Annotated in this window: 19 protein-coding genes and 1 pseudogene; 10 read left to right on the top strand and 10 right to left on the bottom strand. The window is 62.2% G+C overall.

Going from position 1 to position 19,666, the window contains the following annotated elements; genetic code table 11:
* Positions 1 to 31: 31 nt before the first annotated feature.
* The 4 genes from Mspo_RS15990 to Mspo_RS15975 form a co-directional block, all read right to left on the bottom strand.
* Positions 32 to 919 carry a DUF1259 domain-containing protein gene (locus tag Mspo_RS15990; protein ID WP_159731461.1) on the bottom strand — a complete coding sequence of 296 codons (888 nt, stop codon included), beginning with the start codon at positions 917 to 919 and terminating at the stop codon, positions 32 to 34.
* A gap of 73 nt (positions 920 to 992) precedes the next feature.
* Positions 993 to 1,973: a YncE family protein gene (locus tag Mspo_RS15985; protein WP_159731459.1), complete on the bottom strand. Its 981-nt coding sequence runs from the start codon at positions 1,971 to 1,973 to the stop codon at positions 993 to 995.
* Between the two features lie 50 nt (positions 1,974 to 2,023).
* Positions 2,024 to 2,653: a hypothetical protein gene (locus Mspo_RS15980; protein WP_159731457.1), complete on the bottom strand. Its 630-nt coding sequence runs from the start codon at positions 2,651 to 2,653 to the stop codon at positions 2,024 to 2,026.
* 36 nt (positions 2,654 to 2,689) lie between these two features.
* On the bottom strand, positions 2,690 to 3,124 hold the full coding sequence (locus tag Mspo_RS15975; RefSeq protein WP_159731455.1) for a hypothetical protein: 435 nt from the start codon (positions 3,122 to 3,124) through the stop codon (positions 2,690 to 2,692).
* A 163-nt stretch (positions 3,125 to 3,287) separates the two neighbouring features.
* Here Mspo_RS15975 and Mspo_RS15970 point away from each other — a divergent pair, with 163 nt between their 5' ends.
* Complete coding sequence (locus Mspo_RS15970; protein ID WP_159731453.1) at positions 3,288 to 3,965, top strand: response regulator transcription factor; 678 nt, start codon at positions 3,288 to 3,290, stop codon at positions 3,963 to 3,965.
* Positions 3,962 to 5,377 (top strand): ATP-binding protein, encoded by a 1,416-nt coding sequence (locus tag Mspo_RS15965; RefSeq protein WP_159731451.1) that lies wholly within the window; start codon positions 3,962 to 3,964, stop codon positions 5,375 to 5,377. The genes Mspo_RS15970 and Mspo_RS15965 overlap by 4 nt, the downstream gene beginning before the upstream one ends.
* 331 nt (positions 5,378 to 5,708) lie before the next feature.
* On the opposite strand, the gene Mspo_RS15960 is transcribed toward Mspo_RS15965, so the two are convergent.
* Complete coding sequence (locus Mspo_RS15960; protein WP_159731449.1) at positions 5,709 to 5,999, bottom strand: DUF535 family protein; 291 nt, start codon at positions 5,997 to 5,999, stop codon at positions 5,709 to 5,711.
* Positions 6,000 to 6,252: 253 nt separating this feature from the next.
* Between Mspo_RS15960 and Mspo_RS20315 the strand changes: the two genes are divergently transcribed.
* The 8 genes from Mspo_RS20315 (at position 6,253) to ppk2 (ending at position 13,228) form a co-directional block, all read left to right on the top strand.
* Positions 6,253 to 6,666: a DUF2946 family protein gene (locus tag Mspo_RS20315; RefSeq protein WP_368854815.1), complete on the top strand. Its 414-nt coding sequence runs from the start codon at positions 6,253 to 6,255 to the stop codon at positions 6,664 to 6,666.
* 76 nt (positions 6,667 to 6,742) lie between these two features.
* Positions 6,743 to 7,765, top strand: a complete 1,023-nt coding sequence (locus Mspo_RS15950) for a hypothetical protein (protein WP_201281725.1) — start codon at positions 6,743 to 6,745, stop codon at positions 7,763 to 7,765.
* Between the two features lie 23 nt (positions 7,766 to 7,788).
* A complete protein-coding gene (locus Mspo_RS15945) occupies positions 7,789 to 8,124 on the top strand; it encodes a copper resistance CopC family protein (protein ID WP_244613490.1) in 336 nt (111 codons plus the stop codon).
* Between the two features lie 5 nt (positions 8,125 to 8,129).
* Entirely contained in the window at positions 8,130 to 9,053 is a 924-nt protein-coding gene (locus Mspo_RS15940; protein ID WP_159731444.1) for a CopD family protein, read from the top strand.
* Positions 9,054 to 9,263: 210 nt separating this feature from the next.
* Positions 9,264 to 11,156: an outer membrane protein gene (locus Mspo_RS15935; RefSeq protein ID WP_306344971.1), complete on the top strand. Its 1,893-nt coding sequence runs from the start codon at positions 9,264 to 9,266 to the stop codon at positions 11,154 to 11,156.
* Positions 11,157 to 11,171: 15 nt separating this feature from the next.
* Positions 11,172 to 11,519, top strand: a complete 348-nt coding sequence (locus Mspo_RS15930; protein WP_159731440.1) for a cupredoxin domain-containing protein — start codon at positions 11,172 to 11,174, stop codon at positions 11,517 to 11,519.
* Positions 11,520 to 11,819: 300 nt separating this feature from the next.
* Positions 11,820 to 12,248 carry an NUDIX domain-containing protein gene (locus Mspo_RS15925; RefSeq protein WP_306344972.1) on the top strand — a complete coding sequence of 143 codons (429 nt, stop codon included), beginning with the start codon at positions 11,820 to 11,822 and terminating at the stop codon, positions 12,246 to 12,248.
* A gap of 188 nt (positions 12,249 to 12,436) precedes the next feature.
* Positions 12,437 to 13,228 (top strand): polyphosphate kinase 2, encoded by a 792-nt coding sequence (gene ppk2 / locus Mspo_RS15920; RefSeq protein ID WP_159731438.1) that lies wholly within the window; start codon positions 12,437 to 12,439, stop codon positions 13,226 to 13,228.
* Positions 13,229 to 13,490: 262 nt separating this feature from the next.
* On the opposite strand, the gene Mspo_RS15915 is transcribed toward ppk2, so the two are convergent.
* From Mspo_RS15915 to Mspo_RS15895, 5 genes and pseudogenes are all read right to left on the bottom strand, one after another.
* Positions 13,491 to 14,162, bottom strand: a complete 672-nt coding sequence (locus tag Mspo_RS15915; protein ID WP_159731492.1) for an isoprenylcysteine carboxylmethyltransferase family protein — start codon at positions 14,160 to 14,162, stop codon at positions 13,491 to 13,493.
* A gap of 13 nt (positions 14,163 to 14,175) precedes the next feature.
* Positions 14,176 to 14,439: a DUF2933 domain-containing protein gene (locus Mspo_RS15910; RefSeq protein ID WP_159731436.1), complete on the bottom strand. Its 264-nt coding sequence runs from the start codon at positions 14,437 to 14,439 to the stop codon at positions 14,176 to 14,178.
* Between the two features lie 9 nt (positions 14,440 to 14,448).
* Positions 14,449 to 15,636 carry a tetratricopeptide repeat protein gene (locus tag Mspo_RS15905; protein WP_159731434.1) on the bottom strand — a complete coding sequence of 396 codons (1,188 nt, stop codon included), beginning with the start codon at positions 15,634 to 15,636 and terminating at the stop codon, positions 14,449 to 14,451.
* A 103-nt stretch (positions 15,637 to 15,739) separates the two neighbouring features.
* A complete protein-coding gene (locus tag Mspo_RS15900; RefSeq protein WP_159731432.1) occupies positions 15,740 to 18,301 on the bottom strand; it encodes a copper-translocating P-type ATPase in 2,562 nt (853 codons plus the stop codon).
* 300 nt (positions 18,302 to 18,601) lie between these two features.
* Positions 18,602 to 19,353, bottom strand: a pseudogene (locus Mspo_RS15895) (integrase core domain-containing protein).
* Between the last annotated feature and the right edge of the window lie 313 nt (positions 19,354 to 19,666).

Genomic DNA, 19,666 nt, shown 5'->3' with positions numbered 1-19,666 from the left:
TGACGAAAATTCGAACAGGCCGTTGTCCCCTTCAGTTTCTCGCATCCACTTTGTCGAGCGCTGCGCGCACGCCCTTCGCCAATTTCAGCGCGTCCTCATTCGCCCAAAAATGGATGAACAGAAGCCGGGGCTGTTCGGTCAACATGTGACTGTGAACTGCTGTGATCTCGATCCCATTGGAGCGCAGGGCCTGTGTGACCGCGCCGACTTCCTCGCCTGTCAGCACATAGTCTCCGGTGATCGCGGCTTTGCCGGCGCCGGTGGGCTGAAAATTGATGACCGTGGCGACGCCTAGCGGACCAGGAGGATCCAATAGCGTTCCATCCTCGATGATCTGATTTCGGCGCGGCGCGATGAACTGGTAGACGCCGCCGACGGCTCTGCCTTTGACGCCGACGATCTCGTCGAGCCGCGCCGTGTCGAGATCGACGGGCGGAGTTGCTCCGGGGGACGTCGGCGCCGTCAGGGGGGTCTTGCTCGCGGCCAACGCGTCATGGATGGTCGCCGCGAGTTTTGCAGGATCGCCTGTGCCGCCCACATGCACATAGATCGGCGTCGGCGCCGCGCGCAGGAGATGGTTGTGCACGGCCGTGATTTCCAAACCGCCTTCGATGAGTTTTGCGGTGACCGGCCTGACTTCGCTCTCGAGCAGGACGAAATCCCCGGTCACCATGGCTTTTCCCCGCGTCGGCTTGAACGCGATCCATCCGCCGAGCGCGAGCGCCGGTTTGATCGCGACTCCATCGAGCGTCACCGAAAGGTCGCTGCGTGGGAAGGCGTAGCGACGAACGTCGCCGGATGTCGCGGGCTGTCTCCCGAGCGTTTCGTCGACTTTCCGCCAGTCGAAGTCTTCGGCGGTTGCGGATGAGAGAGACCCCAGCAGAGCCGCGACGGCGAGCGGCGAGAAGAATAAGCGCATCTGAACCTCCTTTAGGTGTGCCCGATGTAACCCGGAGTGAGAGTCCGCCGACAATTTTCGCTCGAGGCTCTGCTCAACGTTTCACGGCGACGCCTTCGGGCGCTTTCGGGACGGAGACGGTTTTTATGACCTCATCCGTCTCGGTGTCGATGATAGAGACGCTGTTGGCGCCGGTGTTGGTGATCAGCAGCCAGCGGCCCTCGCCGGCAAAGCCAACTCCATGGCTGCCCGCATCGGCGGCGATTGAAATGGTCTTGACGATCTTGTTGGCGGCGAGGTCGATTTTCTGAACCGAGCCCGCGCCGTCGTTGGCGACATAGGCAAAGGTCTGGTTAGGCGCGACCGTCACTTGCACAGGGCCCGCGTCAGTGGGGATGTCGGCTATGCGCTGAAGCTTTTCGGCGTCTATAACCGCAATGTGATTGGCGTTGTGACAAGCGACATAGATGCGCTTGCCATCTTTCGTCGCGCCAGCGCCCAGCGGGCCCGCTCCGACCGGGACCGTCGCCAGGATCTCGCGCTTGGCGCGCGCGAGGACAGTCACATCGCCGCCGCCGAAGTTCGATACGAACAGCTTCTCGCCCGACACGAGCGCGAAATGCGGCATCGAGCCCACTTTGACGACGCCGAGGGAAGCCCCCGCTTGCGCATCGAAGATTTCGATCCTGTCATCGAATTCGTTCGTCACATATGCCTCTTTCCCATCCGGGCTGAAGAACGTGTGCCGCGGCCCCCTCCCGGTCGGAATGGTCCTCGCGACCGCGTTTGACTGCGTGTCGATGATCGACACGGTCCCGGCGTTGTTGTTGGTCACCCAGCCCTGTTTCTGGTCCGGACGCAGCGCCACGTTGTGACTATGGATTCCTACGGGGATCGTTTTCTCCACCGAGCCTGTGGCGAGGTCGATCACCGACACGCTGCCGCCGAACCAGGACGTTACGTAAGCCGCGCCTTTCAGGGGCGATCGCGCCTGCGCCGAGATGGGCTGTAAACTGCAAAGCAGAAGTGAGAAGCCCGCGCATATCGCGTTCTTTGCGAAGCTCGCATTGTTCATTGCACCGCTCCCTTCCTGAAGCCTCTCACCCCACACCGTCGCGGAATGGTTCAGTCCAGCTTCTCTATGACGTTCTTGAAGGTCGCGCCTTGCAGCAGCCTAACTTCCGCCGAGGGATGACCGTCCGCGGTCTTTGGCGTCACACTGACCGTGCGGTATCCAGGGTTGGCGGCGATCGTCTTTTCAGTCGCGGCGAGCAGAGAAATCGTCGCCTTCGTCAAAACGCTCTTCTGCACTTCTGCGGCGACGAGATCGAAGTCGTCCGTGATCTTTTCGGCTTTTGCGATCGCCCCGGTCCTGGGATCGATAACCACTTCGGTCAAATCATCCGACGTCGCCGTGTAGATGGAGAGTTGAAGCTTGCCGTCTTCGAGTTCGAACTTCGCCGATATCGGCTTTCCCTCGCGCTCGCTCGTCGCTAGCCCTGCCTCCAGAGTTAGCCTGACATCTTTGAGACTGGCGGCAAGCGCCGTATCCCCGGCCTCGCTGTTCTCGGCCTTTGTGGATATGAGCGCGGCGCTCGCGCCGAGGAAGGCTGCGGCGAGGATTGCAGATCGGAGCATTGGCGATATCATAACGGCGTCCTTTTCCATCTCGGGACGGTTTGCGCGGAGAGACTTGCCGACGAACTTTAAGGCAGTTTTATGCGTCGGCCTTTCATCGCTGCGCGACTTGGTCACGGAATGCCTCCGACCGACTTGGAGCTTCGAGCCCGTTTACCGGCGGTTCGGCGCCCTCTCGAGCACGCCCTCGAATGGAAGGCTCGCAGAACCCGGCATTCTCAGCTGCATGTTTCTTCCAGAGATCCACACTTCGTAACAGGCGGTTTCGCTGCTATCTTTGCCGTAGTCCGTACACAATTGATCTCTCTTGACGTCCCACCTGCCTACGCGCTTTCTGCCCATTGCGTCGCTCGTCAGCTTGCCGTCTGGCCAGTACGCTTCACCCCAATGCACCTCGTCGGTAAACAGCATCCCGGCGAGCTTTGCGCGAATTTGCGCGCCTGACAGTTTCTCGAATTTTTCGGCTGCGGCATTCAGGCTGAGGCCGACCGAGCCGACGACCGCCGCCACGAGGAACGCGGTTCTCGTTGTCATCGCTTGCTCCTGTCGAGAATTTGCGTTGCCCATGCAGACCTTGATCGGCGGCATTGTTCACGGGTCGGCGGTTCTCGGGTCCTGGGTAGTTTGGCCTTGGAGTGTTAAGGCAGTTTTATGAGAAACCGCGCCACTCCCCCTTAATATTGCGATAAACAACGGGTGCTCGGATAATCGGCGACGAGAACGTGAGCATCGGAGCAGGGGGAATACTGGATTGCGGCTCTTGTTGATCGAGGACGAGCCTCGCCTTGTCGAGCTGCTGGCGGCGGCTTTGGGCCGCGCCGGATTCGTCATCGATTCCGTGGGAACCTGCGCAGACGGCCGCGAAGCGCTCTCGCTCATGCCCTATGATGCGGCGATTCTCGATCTCGGTCTACCAGATGGCGACGGCCTCGCCTTGCTCGCTGAAACCCGTTCGAGCGGAAACTGCGTGCCGATCCTCATCCTCACAGCCCGGGACGGTGTGGAAGATCGCGTGGGCGGCCTCGATAGCGGAGCTGACGATTATCTCGTCAAACCCTTCGCTACGGAGGAATTGATCGCTCGCGTGAAAGCGCTCTTGCGGCGGCCGGGCGGCGCGCTCGGGACGGTTCTGCAGGCGGGGAATGTCACCTTCGACACGGTCGGGCGCGACGTCAAAGTGGATAGAAAGTCGATTACGCCGCCGCGCCGTGAAATCGCCATTCTGGAACATTTGATGCGACGCGTCGGCCGAGTGGTCCCGAAAGCGCTACTCGAAGAAAAGCTCTATGGCATGGGCGACGAATTGGAATCGAACGCCATTCCCGTGCACATCCATCATCTACGGCGTAAACTGCTCGAAGCCGGAGCCTCCGCCGAAATCCACACCGTGAGAGGCGTCGGCTATTTGTTATGCGAGAATAAATCATGAGATGGCTCGCCGGACTCTCTCTCGAGTTCCAATTGGCCGTTCGGCTCGCGGCGCTCTACGTCGTGGCAACTCTGATCGGAGTGGCGGCGCTCGTCTATCAAGCCTACCAAACGGCGGATTCGCTCGGCGATCTCGACCTGCGGCGGCGTGCGGTCGACCTGGCGGCTCTCGTCACGCTCGGCGACGACGCGAAGCCCCAATTCAGCCTCTCGTCGAAGCTCGCGGGCGTATATGAATCGTCTGCGGACATATTTCTGTTCGCCATTCGCGATCCGAACGGTCAGCTCATCGCGGCCTCGAACTCTGACGTTCGCAATCTCGTTTCAAGCTGGCCTGTGGCGAGCGATGAGCCGAACTATTTCCGCCTCGAAGAATTCGGGCGCACGGAACAGAATTACCACGGCCTCACCATGAGGGTTGACAGCGGCGCCGGAACGCTGTCGATCACGATCGCGCGTGCGGCGAACGTCAGCGAGTTCGTCCATACGATCCTACGCGAATTCGTTTTTGACGTCGCCTGGACAATACCGCTCATTGTCTTTGCCACCCTGGCGATCGGCATACTGGCTATCCGGCGTGGGTTGCAACCGCTCCGAGAAATCTCCGCGCAAGCCGCCGCGATCAATCCTGCGAGTCTCACGGTGCGGCTTCGCCAAGAAAACCTTCCCGCGGAAATTGGGCCGCTGGTCGAAGCAATGAATCACGCGCTCGATCGCCTGGAGAAGGGATTCTCCGTCCAGCGTCAATTCACCGCTAACGCCGCGCATGAATTGCGCACGCCGCTCGCCGTCGTCTCGGCTGGACTCGATCAACTCCAGGGAAATGGCGAACTCGCAAAATTGAAGCTCGACGTGGCGCGGATGAGCCGACTGGTCGAGCAGCTTCTTCGCGTCGCCCGTCTCGACGCCATCGCGCTCGACGTATCGGCGACCGTCGATCTGGCGGCTGTCGCCGCCGAGGTTGTCGAATACATGGCGCCGCTCGCGGTCGCACGCGGCGTCTCGCTGGCCGCCCAAGGCGTGGACCATGCGGTCTTTATCAAGGGAAGCCGTTATGGAATCGAGGACGCCATCCGTAATCTCGTGGAGAATGGTCTTTCCCACACCCGTGCGGGAACGGAAGTCGTGGTCGCAGTCGATGAGGAGGCTTTCGTGAGCGTCGCCGACCGAGGCGGCGGCGTCCGTGTCGAGGATCGCGATCGCATCTTCGAGAGGTTCTGGCGCGCCAGAGGCGCGGGCGGCGGTGGGGCAGGCCTCGGGCTTGCGATCGTCAAAGAAATCATGAAAGCGCATCACGGAAGTGTTTGCGTGGAGGACAACCTCGGCGGCGGCGCCGTATTCATCTTACAGTTTCCGAAAGCGGATGCCTTTCAGGGTTCTGTTGCTGACGACCGTGTGAAGTTGAAGCGATAGGCGAGCCCGGCGTGCGTGGCGTCGTCGTTCAATGAGAATTCGATATCTGTTTCCGTCAAAATTTCGAGACTCGGAAATCGTTGCGGCGATATTCGATGCGGACAGCTCGGAGCTCGCGAAGCTCACCATGTCCGTAAGAGCCGTTCAGCTCCCATTGCAGTTGAATGACCTTCCCGGCTAAAGCCGAAAATCGCAGCGTTCGCACCGCTTCAGTTACACCGCTCCAGGGGACGTGATCCTCGCAAGGGGTCATCGCCTGCTGCCGCAACAGCCTATTGCGTCCTTTCCTACGAAGCGGTGGCGGCGCTCCGCATACCCGGCTTCAGAGCGGTCATAACGCCGAGCCGATCGTTCGCGCGAATGCGGAGGCGGCGATGGAAACGACCATTTTGGGCCTGAGGCCGGATAGCGCCCGAGTCGCCTGCACGATGCGAGCTTTGGTATGAGGGCCACAATGCGACGACGGGCCTTGCAAGCCCCCAATCAAAACGATGGGCGTTCCGACGCCTTGTTGGCCTATAACGACGAAGGTGAGCTTGGCGAGTTCCAGCCCGTCGGCGGCGTCGCTGAGCGTGAGACTGAATTCGCCTTCCTTGTGGCGATAGCCCGCGGAGGCCGGCAATGGCCGAAGCCGTTGTTACGCCATTCGACGGGGCATGACCCTCGGCGCCGTTCCGGCCGGCGCCTCTGCCGGTGCTCTCAAGGTTTCCACGCCCAGGGGCAGCGCGTCACTACCCGGATGCAATATAGCCGCCCAATGCACGCTCGCCAATGGCAAAGGGTCTTTTCTTCGAAGGGGCTCGCGCCCTTCTCTCGCCTGCGCTATGAAACTCGTATAAGCTCCGCCGGCTCCTCAAGCGGCGCGGACCCGGCGAATGCATGTGCCCCGATCGAATACGCTTTGCTCGACCTCCGCTCACGGGCGGCGAGGGTGGTTCTTCGCTCTGCTGCTCGCGATCTTGCTCGCGCCATGGTTGCATTCAGCGTTCGCCGGTGGGGCTGCCTCGCTCGAACATTCCGTCGCCGGTTTCTCGGACACGCACGCCGGCGATTGCGCCTCTCGTCACCAGGGCGATGGGCCGGATCGGCGGCGCGACGCCCCTTCACCCGATGACGGTTGCTGCTGCCCCTTCTGCGAAAACGCCTCACTTCTAGGCTTTCTGCCGACCTCCGGCGCGCCAGCGATGGACCGCGTCCCGTCCATCGCGCCTTCGAGGATTCAGTCGGCGCCTTTCGCGCCGCGCGCTCCCGTCGTTTTCGCGCAGCCTCGCGCTCCTCCCGCGATCTGATCTCGACCGCATTCAATCGGGCCGCGGGCGATTGTCGCGCGCGGCTCTCGAGATCATTCATGTCGAGGCGTAGTTCATGACGCGCACAATCCGAGTCTACACCGCGGCGGCCGCGAGCCTGACCGCGCTCTTCTCTACGACACAAGCCGGGGCCCATTGTTTCGTCGGCTCGAGGTTCTTTCCAGCCACACTCGCGGTCGACGACCCGTGCGTCGCCGACGAATTGTCGCTGCCCACCATCTCCGTGCTGAAGAACGGCGACGATCCTTCCGCGCGGCAGCTCGATATTTCCGGCGAGTTTTCGAAACGCATCACCGATGACGTCGGCATCTCAATCGGCTCCGCCTTCACGCGTCTGCGCGTGCCCGGCGGACCGAGCGCCAGCGGCTGGCAAAATCTGGAAACGACGCTGAAATATCAGTTCCTGACCGATCCCGAAGCCGAATTCGTAATGTCTGCGGGCTTGTCGGTCGAATGGGGCAAGACCGGCAATCCATCGGTCGGCGCCGAGAAGTTCAACGTGCTGACGCCGACCGTCTGGTTCGGCAAAGGGTTCGGCGACCTCGTGCCCGATACGCTCTCCTGGGCGCGGGCTTTCGGCGTGACCGGCCAGTTCGGCTACGCCGTGCCGACTTGGCCGCGCACGGTCACGGTGGCGGGTTTCGATCCGGACAGCGGGTTCGATTTCGACGTCGAGCACAATCCGCGCTTCCTGGTCTGGGGCGGGACGCTGCATTACAATTTCCGCTATCTGCAGAGCAATGTCGTCGATATCGGCCTGCCGGATTTCGCTGCGCGGCTCATTCCGATCGTCGAGGCGCGATTCGTTACCCCCCTCGCCAATCGAGAGACGTCCGGGTTCACGACCAGAGGCACGGTCAATCCCGGCGTCATCTGGGTCGGCAACTACTTCCAAATCGGCGCCGAGGCCATCATCCCCATCAACCGAAAAAGCGGTCGGGACATCGGCTGGTTGGCTCAACTCCACTTCTATCTGGACGATATTTTCCCGAGAAGCGTCGGTCGCCCGATCATCCCGGGCGTTCTGCCGACGACGATCGGCCGCCCGACGGCGGTCTCGTATGAAGGGGGCAGGTAGTCATGCGTCGCACGATCATTTCAATGCTTCTCGCGTGCCTTTGCGCCGGCGTCGCCGGTGGGGCGCGCGCCCACGCCATCCTCGAACACGCCGACCCACGGGTGGGGAGCACGATCAGCGGAGCGCCCTCGGCGGTTTCCCTCTATTTCACGCAGGAGGTCGAAAGTTCCTTCACCTCGATCGAGGTGCTGAACTCGGCCGGAGCGCGGGTCGATTCCGGCAAGCCTCGCGTCAGCGGGACTACGGCGCAAGTCGGGGTCGAGCCTCTGCCACCCGGGCATTATACGGTGCGCTGGCGAGCCTTGTCGGTCGACTCGCACACGACTCAGGGAAGCTTCGGCTTCGACGTTCAACGGTGAGTGGGATGCTCGCCGCAGCGCTCGTCGCGACGCGATGGGCGCAATTCACGGCGGCGACGCTCCTTGTCGGGGCGTCGCTGTTCCCGTTCTATGCGTCGCCTCGGCGCCCGGATGCGAACTGGGCGTCAGTGGCGAAGGTCATGCGCCCCCTGCTGACGGCATCGACTCTCGTCGCGACGTTTTCGGCGCTGCTCTGGGTCGGCGTCTCCATCGTCGACCTCGTCCAGGACGTCGGCGGGCTCTTCGACACCGAAACCTTGCGGGCCTATTTTCTCGAAACCAGTTTCGGGAAGGTCTGGGCGTTCCGCGTGATCGCGGCGATCATGCTCTCCCTTGCGGCGCTCGTCGCCAGACGGCGCCTGTTCGCGCCCAATCGAGCGACGGTGCTCATCGTTGCGCTTGCCGCCACGCTGCTCGCGAGTCAGGCCTGGATCGGCCATCCGGCCTCCTTGCCGGGCCACGAACGCTGGATCGTGACCGCTGCCTACGGATTGCATGTGGTCGGTGGCGCCGTATGGCTCGGGGCTCTGCCGCCGCTCGGTCTTCTACTGGCCCACTCTCTGCGGACGGGTGGAGGATTCGCCGCCGAGCTCGCCCTTCGTCGTTTTTCGCCAGTCGGCATGCTCTCCGTCGCCGCAATTCTTCTGGGCGGAGTCGTCAACGCCCTCCCGCGAGCGCAATCGCTCGAGTCTTTCGTCGCCTCGGGATGGGGCCGGATCGTGATTTTCAAGTTCGCGGCGGCGTCGGCGATGATCGCGATCGCCGCCGTGAATCGCTTCGTCCTCACGCCGCGTTTGTCGACGCATTCGAATGGCGGCATGATCGCGCTCGCCCGCAATGTGGCGCTGGAGCAGTGCGCGGGGCTCGCCATCCTGACGGCGTCATCCCTGCTGGCCGTCGTCCATCCGCCGGGAATGGATTGTCATTAGCGGTGCTCCGCTGACGCGTCCGTGCGTCTGTCAATATCGACTCCGCCTTCATATAGACGACGCGTCCTTCGATCTGATCGCCGACTCGGCGCTCCTGCGCTTGCCTGTGCGTCGCGGCCCGCATCCCCTCCCCGGAATTTCTGGCCTTCGGAGCCTTGTCTGTAAATCGACATCAGAAGTTGTAACATTCCGGCCATATCCAGCTTGGAAATGATCCAAATCTTTGTCATTGACCTACATATATACGACAACTACCCTGGTTATTACGTTACGAAACAGCAGACATGTCTTTTCTCTCCAAGTCTGGAGACAGAGAGACTTCTGGAGCGCGCGATGTTTGTTCTTTGGAAGCTTTCTCGACTACAGGAGCATCCTTCGAGTTCGGTAAGGAGCCGCCGGAGTGAGCATCGCTCGGCGCCGCTTTCCGCGGCGGCGATCGCCTCGATCCTCACTCTCGCGTCGCCGGCGGCCGCCGGCGACCCTGCGCCTCGCCCTGCTCCGCCGAGCGCAGCCGACGTCCCAGCTCCATTCGTTTGGGCGGGCTTCTACATCGGCTCCAATTTCGGCGGCGGCTCAGGCTCGGGGTCGCGTCTTTCGGGTTTCGAGACCGAAGCGCTTGCTCCGACCGGCGCGGTCTGGACATTGCCTGGTCTCGATCCCGGCGGCGTCCTCGGCGGGTTCCAAGCCGGCCATAACTGGCAGGCCGGCAATGTCGTGTTCGGCCTGGAGAGCGATATTCAGGCGGCGGGCCTGAGCGGCGGCTCGAAGGCGATCGCGCCGAGACTGGCGGCCGCGCATCAGACGATCGATTGGTTCGGCACGACGCGCGCGCGCCTCGGCTATGCGCCGACGCCGACTTTCCTCGTCTACGCGACCGGCGGTCTGGCCTATGGGGGCGGCGGCAGTCGCTTCGTTTACGTCGACGCCCTCGGCAACAATTCCGGCGAAGGTTTTCACGCCTGGACCCATGCCGGCTTCGCGGCCGGCGGCGGGCTCGAATGGGCGTTCTCGCCGGAGTGGTCGGCGAAACTGGAATATCTCTATGTCGACCTCGGCCGCAGCGGCGGCCATGCGTTCAACGAGGCGAACGCCGACGGCGATACGCTTACTCGGGCTGCGACGCTGACCGGCGCGAGCAATCGCTTCCACGCAATTCGCGCCGGGCTGAGCTACCATTTCGATCTGGCGGGCGGGCCGTCGGGCTCGCCTCTGGAACGACTGCTCGCACAGCCGAGCTCCGATAGGTTCCACGAGATCGACACGCATTACCTCTTCGGCTTCACCGAGGGCGCCGACATCGATGCGGAGGGCGAGAAGGAACTCGAATTCATCAGCCTCGTCCGCTTCGGCAAGCGCCGGCTCGCCTATGATCCGGGCGCGGACGATTTTCTCGCGCGACTCGCCCGAGACGGCTATGCTGGCGACTACCGGTCGATCGAGCAGAAAATCGAGCTCGAGCACACGCTGACGCAGAATTTCCAATATTCCTTCGGGGTGATCGGGGCCAACCACCGCATCCGCGGCGTCGACGGTTTCGATGATTATTCGGGGACCAGCTTGCGAGGCCTGTCGGCCGAAGCCCGATATGTCCTGCTCGAACGCGGGCCCTCGCCGTTCGGCGTCACGTTCCAGGTCGAGCCGGAATGGGGCCATGTCTCGGGCAACAGCGGCCATCGCGAGACCGCTTTCGAAGTCGAAACGAAACTCATCGTCGACACCGAACTCGTCCCCGACCGCTTCTACGGCGCTCTGAACTTGGTCTATGAGCCGGAAATCTCACGCGGGCTCGGCGAGAACAAATGGGACCGCGAATCGACGACCGGCGTCACCGGCGGCCTCACCTATCGCGTCACGCCGATAGTGGCGCTGGGCGGCGGGTTGCAGTACTATCGCCATCACACCGGCGGGTTCGCCTTCCAGAATCTCGACGGACAGGCGCTTTTCGCCGGCCCGTCCCTGCATGTGCGGCTGACGAAGAAAATGTTCTTGTCGGCGGCGTTCTCCACCCAGCTTCGAGGTCATGCCGGCGGCGCGACGCATGCGCTGGACCTCGTGAACTTCACGCGCCATATGGCGCGGGTTCAGCTCGGCGTCGAATTCTGACGAGAAAGGCGAAAAATGAAGACTTCGGGTAAGTTGTTTCTGGCGTCATCGATCGGCGCCGTCACGCTCGCCGCCTCGACGGCCTTCGCGCTCGCAGAGCAGGCGTCGTTGAGCATATCCATCAAGGATCACCGCTTCCAGCCGGCTGAAATCCACGCCCCCGCCAATACGCCGATCACTCTGGTGGTGAAGAACCTCGACTCCACTCCGGAAGAATTCGAGAGCAAGACCCTGCGGGTCGAGAAGCTGGTCGCCGGCAATGGAACGATCACCATGCAGATCCGACCGCTGGCCATCGGCCGTTACCGTTTCTTCGGCGACTATCACGAGGATACCGCGGAAGGCTATCTCGTCATCGAATAAGGACGGACCTCGCTCGACGGCGCGCCAGACCGCCCTCGGTTCGTCCTCCGGCATCGTCTAGATAAAGCTGCGCACGCGGACGCGAACGCCATAGTCGATCGCGTCGGCCCAATCATGCAAAATATCGGCGGCGGCAGCCGCCTCCGTCGTGGTATCCTTGTGGTCTGTCTTCCAGCGTCGGCGCGCCGAAGTCGTTTTGGTTTGGCAACCCGAGAAACGTCGATCGCGCAATGATCAAGCGCAGCGCAGGAATCTCGTTGTTTCGGCGATGCTCCCGAGGCGTCGAGGTCCTTTTGGCGCATCCGGGCGGCCCCTTTTTGGAAAAGAAGGAACCTCGGCTCGTGGTCTATTCCGAAGGGCGAATATGATTGCGAAAAGGAAAGCGCCTTCGAGGCGGCGAAGCGTGAGCTTCAGGAAGAAACGGGCATCGTCGCTTCGGGAGAATTTTTCGAACTGGGAACTTTCGTGCAGCCGAGCGGCAAGCTCGTATCGGCTTGGGCGACGGAGAACGATTTCGATTCGAGCCAATTGCGAAGCAATGATGAGTGTCGAATCGGATGGCCGCCGCGCTCCGGATACTTTTCTGACGTTCCGGAAATCGACCGCGTGCATTGGTTCTCGGTCGACGAGGCGCTGACGAAAATAGTGAAAGGCCAAATCGGGATCGTGCAGGTTCTCGTCCAAAGGATCGGCGAGGGCGAGCCGAAGCGAGAGCCGTCGGCCGATTGACCCCGAAAGAAAGCGGCGGCGCGCGGGCCGAGCGCGGGGAAGACAGCGGCTGACGAGCGGGCCCGAAAAGCGATGCTCGCCTCTCGTGGCTCGCGGATCGATATGATCTTCGCCGATTGCCGCTTCCAGAACGAACTCGAGAAGACGCAACGGTGGCTTCACCGCGGACACTCATGCGAGGGCGCAGGATGATCGATGAAACCGAAAACGATGAAACCGAATTCGGCGATGACGCTTACCGCGAGGCGCTGCGCGCCGCGCAGGTCGAGCTCGTGAGATTCCAAAAACATGTGATCAAGAAAGAGCAGAAGATTCTGGTCATTTTGGAAGGTCGGGACGCCGCCGGCAAGGACGGGGCGGCCAAGCGCATCACCGAGCACCTCAGCCCACGCGAATCGCGGATCGTCGCGCTTGGCAAACCATCGGACCATGATCGGGCATCATGGTATTTCCAACGTTATGTGGCGCACCTGCCGAGCAGTGGCGAAACGGTGATTTTTAATCGCAGTTGGTACAACCGCGCCGGCGTCGAACGCGTCATGGGATTCTGCACCAACGAGGAATATGAACAGTTCATACAGACCGCGCCGATGTTCGAGCAATTGCTCGTCCATTGCGGCGTCAAAATCATCAAGTACTATCTCGACATTTCGCGCGATGAGCAAGAACAACGGCTGCAACGTCGGCGGGAAGACCCATTGCGTCAATGGAAGATCAGCCCTGTCGACGAAAAGGCCTTGAAGCATTGGAAGGATTATTCCGAGGCCCGCAACGAGATGCTGCTCAGAACGCATAGCGTGTTCGCTCCTTGGATCGTCGTGAAGGCCGACGATAAAAAGACGGCGCGTCTCAATATTATTCGAGACATTTTGTCACGCTGTGAATACCATGGGAAATCCGGACACGATGAATTTCCTGACCCCAATCAAGTATTCCTATTCGACAAGCTTCTTTTGACGAACGGCGTCATTGCGACTTGAAATAGCCGGCGTGAAAGCCAACTGACGGCATGCGTCAGATCGACGACGGCCGGCGCGTCATCGTCGATACCCTTTGCGAACGGGAGCAAATTACCTCCCAAACAGCGTCGGCCTTGTCATTTCATTCCGTTTCGCGGGCGACAGGATGCGCCCTTTCTCTTCCGCCGCGGCGTCGTTCCGCCAAGATCGATGGCGCGGACGGTCGAAAGCCCACGGCTTCGGCCGCGTCCCACGACCGCCAGCCACTCGATCCGTCCTGACGTCATCCGATCCTGTCCTCCGGAGAGCGGCCGCCGAACAGCCGATCGAGGCGCGGGAAAAAGGCAGGCGTTCTCGACATGTAGTATCGATAGGTCTCGCCAAACTCCGCGAGCGCTTCGCGCTCCTCGGTTCCGGCGAGCTTCACATACATGACGACAAGCACGGGAAACATGACGAGGGTGAGCAGCGTCGGCCATTGCAGCAGGAAACCGAACAGGACCAGCACGAACCCGACATATTGCGGATGCCGCACATAGCTATAGGGTCCGCTGACCGCGAGCGAGCCGCATTTCTGAGCCTTGTAGAGCACGTTCCATGCTGCGGAGATGAGTATGAAGCCTCCGCCGATCAGCACGAAGCTCAGAATGTGGAACGGCCCGAAATGTGGATTTGCGCGCCAACCGAACAGCATTTCCAGCAGGTGGCCAGCGTCGTGCGAGAACCAGTCGACGTCTGGAAAGCGGCTCTGCAGCCATCCCGACAAAAAGTAGATGGTCAGCGGAAAGCCGTACATCTCCGTGAAGAGCGCGACGAGGAACGCGCTGAACGCGCCGAACGAGCGCCAGTCGCGGCTCGTGCGCGGCTTGAAGAAGCTGTAAGCGAACATGATGAACACGACCGAGTTGATGAACGCGAGGCCCCACAGGCCGTAGGCAGGAGTATCAGAATGCATCGGCGTCCTCCTCTCACTGCTCGCGCGGACCGCGATCGTTGCGACCGTGGCCTCCGTGACCGCCATGTCCGCCATGCATGAAGACATGCATGAGGGGGCAAGCGAGAACGGGGAGCCAAACCAGCAAGCCGAGCACGTGAGCGCGATGTTCGGTGAACAGCAGAACGCCGCCGATCAGCAGAAACCCGATCAGAACGATGCCCGCGCGCGACCGCAGCAGCCCTCCGCCGGATTGGTCGCCGCCCGGGCTGCCGTGCTGCGAATGATCGTGTGACATCTCTTCCCCCTATTCGACGATGAGCCGTCCGCGAAACATGCCCATCGGGCATCCGAAGGCGAACTCGCCCGGTTCCTTCGGAAGCAATTCCACTGCGACGGTTTGACCCGTCGGCAGGTCGGCGGTCTTCTGGAAATCGGCGAACACCACCTTGTCGGAGCACGACGCCGTCTCTTCTCTGCGGAAATTCAGACGCACTGGACGGCCGTGTGTGACAATGATCGTGTCCGGCGTATAGCCGCCCTTGACCAGGATCATCGCCTCTTGATAGCCGCCCGTCGTCTCGGACGTGCGAACGCCCTTGGTCTGCTTCAGCCAGAAGAACCACGCGATGAAGCCTATGAGCGCCAGGCCGAGAGAGGTCACGATCCATCGGTCCGCGGTCATGCGTGTCGGCGGAACGGGCGCAGGAGCCGCGGCCGGCTCCGCCTCGGTCGGAGCGGGAGCCGACCTCTTGGCGATGAGCGCATCGATGTCGTCGAGCGCTCTCCTCGCGCGCTCGAGTTGCGGGTCGATCTTCAGAGCGGCTTCGAGGTCGCTCCTTGCACGCTCGAGATCGCCCCTGTCGCGATAGACCTCCGCCCGGCTGACGAAAGCCGCTGCGCGTGTGGGATCGCGTTCGATGGCTCGGTCGTAATCGGCGAGGGCTCGATCGAAATCGCCCCTGGCCCGATAAGCCTCGCCCCGATCCAGATAGGTCGCGGCGGCGCTCGGCTCGAGCCGTATCGCCTCGCCTAAATCCGAGATGGCCTTGTCGAGATCGCCCTTGGCGTCATGAGCTTTGGCGCGATCCAGATAGGCGCTGACCAGAGCGCCGTCGAGCGCCGAGGCCTTGTCGAAATCGGCGATCGCACGATCGAACTCTCCTTTCGCCAGATAGGCCTCGCCTCGACCCAGAAAGATGGAAGCGGTGTTCGGCTTGGCCGCGATGGCTGCGCCATAATCGGCAATTGCTCGATCCAACTCGCCCTTGGCGCGATACGCGTCGCCCCGGTAGGCATGGGCCGCCGCCCGATTGCGCTTTGCTTCCTTGCTCTTGCTGACGATCACCTCTGAACAGCCGGCGATGCGTTCGTCGAAGCCGCCTCGGCGACATCTCGTCCACGAGTCGTCCTTTGCGAACCCGCCAATGACCGAAGCGAGATAGATTGTTCCGGCGAGCGCGACATTCGCCAGAACGCCGACTGTCCCCGGCATCGCTCGTCCGGAAGAGCCCCTACCCTGCTGATGGCGCCCAATATCGAACATCTCGCATCCCTCGCGGCCGAAACGAATTCTAAAAAGTGAATGGGCGAACGGCTCACAGCCTCTTCGGTTGGAAGAAGCGCAAACGATTGGCGTTGGTGACGACCGTCACCGAGCTGAACGCCATGGCCGCAGCGGCGATCAACGGCGACAGCAAAAGCCCGATGAAGGGATAAAGAACCCCCATCGCCACCGGGATGCCGAGCGCGTTGTAGCCGAATGCGCCGAACAGGTTCTGGCGCACATTGCTCATTGTCGCGCGACTGATCTCGATCGCGGTGACCACGCCCGTCAGGCTGCCTTTGATCAGCGTCACGTCGCTCGCTTCGATCGCGACATCCGTCCCCGTGCCGATCGCGAAGCCGACGTCGGCCTGCGCCAGAGCCGGGGCGTCGTTGACGCCATCGCCGACCATGCCGACGGATTTTCCTTCGAGCTGGAGCTTCTGGACCTCATGCGCCTTGTCGTCGGGCAAGACCTCGGAGAGGACGCGCTCGACGCCGACCTGCCGGGCGATGGCGCGAGCGGTGCGCTCATTGTCTCCCGTGAGCATGACCACCTCGATGCCCGACTGTTGCAAAGCCTCGATCGCCGCTTTGGAGTCGGGCTTCACTGTGTCGGCGACGGCGATGAGGCCGCCTGCGGCGCCGTCGATCGCCACATACATCGGGGTCTTGCCCTCACTCGCGAGGCGCTCCCACTCCGCCTGCAACGCCTCGATCGCGACGCCGCGGTCGCGCATCAGCTTGGCGTTGCCGAACAGAACGTCGCGGCCGTCGATCCGGCCGCTCACGCCATGGCCGGGAATCGCGGCGAAGCCCTCCGCCTCCGACAGAACGAGATTGCGCGCTTGGGCGCCCTTGACGATCGCTTCACCCAATGGATGTTCCGAGCCACGTTCGAGCGACGCGGTCAGTCGCAGAACCATCGACTCGTCGTGGCCGGCCGTCGCGATGACGTCGGTCAACGCCGGCTCGCCCTTGGTGATCGTGCCGGTCTTGTCGAGAATGATCGCGTCGAGTTTCTCGGACGCCTGAAGAGCGTCGCCCGAGCGGATCAAAATACCGTTCTCGGCGCCTTTGCCGATCCCGACAGTGAGCGAGGTGGGAGTGGCGAGGCCCAATGCGCAGGGGCAGGCGATGATCAGAGTGGTCACGAGCACGACGATCGGGAAGATGACGCGCGGCTCCGGCCCGAAGTCGTACCAGACGATCGCAGCGAGAATCGCGAGGATCATCACGCTCGGCACGAAATAGCCGGACACCGCATCGACGACGCGCTGAATGGGCGCTTTCGATCCTTGTGCGTCCTTCACCATTCGGATGATGTTGGCGAGCGCCGTGTCCTTGCCGACCTTCGTCGCCTCGAAGCGGAAGCTCCCGGTCTTGTTGAGCGTTCCGCCGATGACTTCCGACCCGACCTGCTTTTCGACGGGAATCGACTCGCCGGTGATCATCGACTCGTCGACGGCGCTCGCTCCGCCAACGACTTTGCCGTCGACCGGAATCTTCTCGCCCGGTCGCACCAAGACCGTGTCGCCGACCACGACCTCTTCGACCGGCAGATCGACTTCCTTGCCGTCGCGGACCACGCGCGCCGTCTTCGCCTGAAGGCCGATCAGCTTTTTGATCGCCTGCGACGTGCGTCCTTTGGCCTTGATCTCGAGGGCCAAGCCGAGGACGACGAGCGCCACGACGACATCCGTCACGTCCCAGAACACCTCCGCGAGCTTCATCTCGGGGAAGAAACCGGGCCAGGCGACGGCGACGACCGAATAGGCATAGGCGGCGCTGATGCCGATCGCGATCAGCGTATGCATGTTGGCCGCGCGATGTTTCAGCGCGTCCCACATGCCGGTGAAGAACTGCGATCCGGCCCAGACGAGCACTGGCAGGCTCAGCACGCCCAGCAGCGCCCAGACGATGCGTCGCGTGTCGCTCCCCATGGGCATCCACTCGCGCAGGCCCGGGATGAGATCCGGGTAGCTCAGCGCCATCACCGGAGCCGAGATCGCGGCGGCGAGCCAGAACTTGCGCATCAGGCCGCGGTATTCTTGTTCGTTGGCCGCTTCGGCCGGATCGAGCGTTTCGCTCTCGGGCTCGATCTTCGGCTCGGCCACGCGATAACCGGCCGATTCGATCGCCTTGCGCATTGCCGAGAAATCGACGCTGTCCGGGCGATATTCGACGTCGACGACATTCGGGCCGATATTCGCCCTCGCCCAGATGACCCCGGGCAGTTTGCGCAGCGCCAGCTCGACCCGAACCACGCACGAACTGCAATGCATATTGCCGATCGGGAATTGCACCATCGCCGCGCCCGGGACATAGCCGGCGGACCGGATTGCTCGCAAAATGTGCGTAATCTCGGCGATCGCCGGATCGTAATCGATCCGCGCGACTTTCATTGCCAAATTCACCCGAGCCGTCCCGACGCCCGCGATCTTCGCCAGCGCCTTCTCCACCGTCGCAGCGCAATGATCACACGTCATGCCGCCGACGCGAAGCTCGAGACGCCGCGTCGAAGGACTCGCGACGGCTTCGCCACGCGCCGGTCTCGAGAGCTCAGATGGAAGGATCGACGTGGCCACGGCTTTCCCCTGATCGGCAATGATCATCGGCGACTCCTCGGAAGGTGAGGCGATAGTCATGCGATCCTCTCGCATCCATTTCCGACAAAACAGTTTCCAAGAGAGCTGGATCTTGCTTAAAAAACGTCGCGTCCCATTGCCCCGCAGGGCGGCCTGGTCTCGAGCAACACTCATCGACCATACGGCCCCTCTCTCCCGCGTCTTTTGTGAAAGAGCAGGCCCGCCTCCGACGGGACGGGCTTTGCGAGACGTCAGCGCCGTTTGCCGCTTTTGATGTGCACGATCTTGATGACTCCGCCGTCGTCTGCCTGACCTGCCCCCGAAGTTTCATCCAGCGGCGAGTCGAGTCCCGGCGGTTGATACGCCCGCGGGCGTGGGGTGAGCAACAGGCGATCGGCGGAGCTGGCCCGGGTTGCGCAGCCGATCGCCTGTTGCGGTGAGCGCGGCCGCATAGTCCGCCGGCGTCGCATAGCCGCGCGAAGAATGCGGACGCCGGTGGTTATAATCGTGAACCCAAGATCGGATCTTCTCTCTCGCGTGGTCGAGGCCGAAGAACAGCGTCTCGTTGAGCAGCTCGTCCCGCATGCCGCCGTTGAAGCTCTCGCAGAAGCCATTCTGCATCGGCTTGCCCGGCGTGATGAATCGCCATTCGACCTTGTTTTCATCCGACCAGGACAGGACGGCGTTCGAGGTGAACTCCGTCCCATTGTCGGAAACGATGCGATCGATGGCGACGATCCGGCAGGCCCGACGTTCCGACAGGCCCATCACACGGCCCAAAGGTGCGCGACGCCGTCGCGCTCGAGGCGGGCCCTACCATTTTTTTGACAAGAGCTCCCGAAGCGCCGCCGCTTCGAGCATCTGATCGGCCAAGAGCTTCTTCAGACGCGCATTTTCCTCCTCCAGCGCCTTCAGCCGCTTGGCCTCGGAAACGTCCATCCCGCCGAACTTGGCCTTCCAATTGTAGAGCGTCGTCTCCGAAACGCGTATTTGCGCGCGAGGTCCGCCGCCTTCGCGCCGGCTTCCTGCTCCCGCAAAATCCCGATGACCTGCTCTTCCGTGAACCGTTTCTTCTTCATCGTCCGTCATCAAATCGGCCGGACTCTAATCGATGCTGGTGGGGTTTTTCAGGGGCAGGTCAGACCGGATCGGCGCCCTAGAACCCCACAAGGCTGAGCTTCTCGATCTGCTTGCGAAAGCCGATGAGCCTCCTCCCCTTCTGCATCCGAACATGACGGAGATTTCGCCGGCGCATTTTCGCGCTCCATGAGAGCCTGCAGGGAGAGGATGGAAAGGCCGAGGCGGCGGAACTGTTGTAAGCATCCGGCGTGGGCCGCAGGCGGGATAGGCTGAAGCGTCAGGCGCCGGCGCGGGCCTTCAGGTCTTTGTGGA

The sequence above is a fragment of the Methylosinus sp. Ce-a6 genome (assembly GCF_009811655.1).
GTDB lineage: Bacteria > Pseudomonadota > Alphaproteobacteria > Rhizobiales > Beijerinckiaceae > Methylosinus.
This window is presented reverse-complemented; position numbering and strand designations above follow the sequence as displayed.

What these genes read in the sequence shown, in the direction of transcription:
- Mspo_RS15975 (WP_159731455.1), bottom strand. Translation starts at nt 3,124, where the DNA reads ATGCCGCCGATCAAGGTCTGCATGGGCAACGCAAATTCTCGACAGGAG.
- Mspo_RS15950 (WP_201281725.1), top strand. Translation starts at nt 6,743, where the DNA reads ATGACGCGCACAATCCGAGTCTACACCGCGGCGGCCGCGAGCCTGACC.
- ppk2 (WP_159731438.1), top strand. Translation starts at nt 12,437, where the DNA reads ATGATCGATGAAACCGAAAACGATGAAACCGAATTCGGCGATGACGCT.
- Mspo_RS15900 (WP_159731432.1), bottom strand. Translation starts at nt 18,301, where the DNA reads ATGATCATTGCCGATCAGGGGAAAGCCGTGGCCACGTCGATCCTTCCA.
- Mspo_RS15915 (WP_159731492.1), bottom strand. Translation starts at nt 14,162, where the DNA reads ATGCATTCTGATACTCCTGCCTACGGCCTGTGGGGCCTCGCGTTCATC.
- Mspo_RS15985 (WP_159731459.1), bottom strand. Translation starts at nt 1,973, where the DNA reads ATGAACAATGCGAGCTTCGCAAAGAACGCGATATGCGCGGGCTTCTCA.
- Mspo_RS20315 (WP_368854815.1), top strand. Translation starts at nt 6,253, where the DNA reads ATGCATGTGCCCCGATCGAATACGCTTTGCTCGACCTCCGCTCACGGG.
- Mspo_RS15945 (WP_244613490.1), top strand. Translation starts at nt 7,789, where the DNA reads ATGCTTCTCGCGTGCCTTTGCGCCGGCGTCGCCGGTGGGGCGCGCGCC.
- Mspo_RS15935 (WP_306344971.1), top strand. Translation starts at nt 9,264, where the DNA reads ATGATCCAAATCTTTGTCATTGACCTACATATATACGACAACTACCCT.
- Mspo_RS15905 (WP_159731434.1), bottom strand. Translation starts at nt 15,636, where the DNA reads ATGCCGGGGACAGTCGGCGTTCTGGCGAATGTCGCGCTCGCCGGAACA.
- Mspo_RS15965 (WP_159731451.1), top strand. Translation starts at nt 3,962, where the DNA reads ATGAGATGGCTCGCCGGACTCTCTCTCGAGTTCCAATTGGCCGTTCGG.
- Mspo_RS15940 (WP_159731444.1), top strand. Translation starts at nt 8,130, where the DNA reads ATGCTCGCCGCAGCGCTCGTCGCGACGCGATGGGCGCAATTCACGGCG.
- Mspo_RS15930 (WP_159731440.1), top strand. Translation starts at nt 11,172, where the DNA reads ATGAAGACTTCGGGTAAGTTGTTTCTGGCGTCATCGATCGGCGCCGTC.
- Mspo_RS15910 (WP_159731436.1), bottom strand. Translation starts at nt 14,439, where the DNA reads ATGTCACACGATCATTCGCAGCACGGCAGCCCGGGCGGCGACCAATCC.
- Mspo_RS15990 (WP_159731461.1), bottom strand. Translation starts at nt 919, where the DNA reads ATGCGCTTATTCTTCTCGCCGCTCGCCGTCGCGGCTCTGCTGGGGTCT.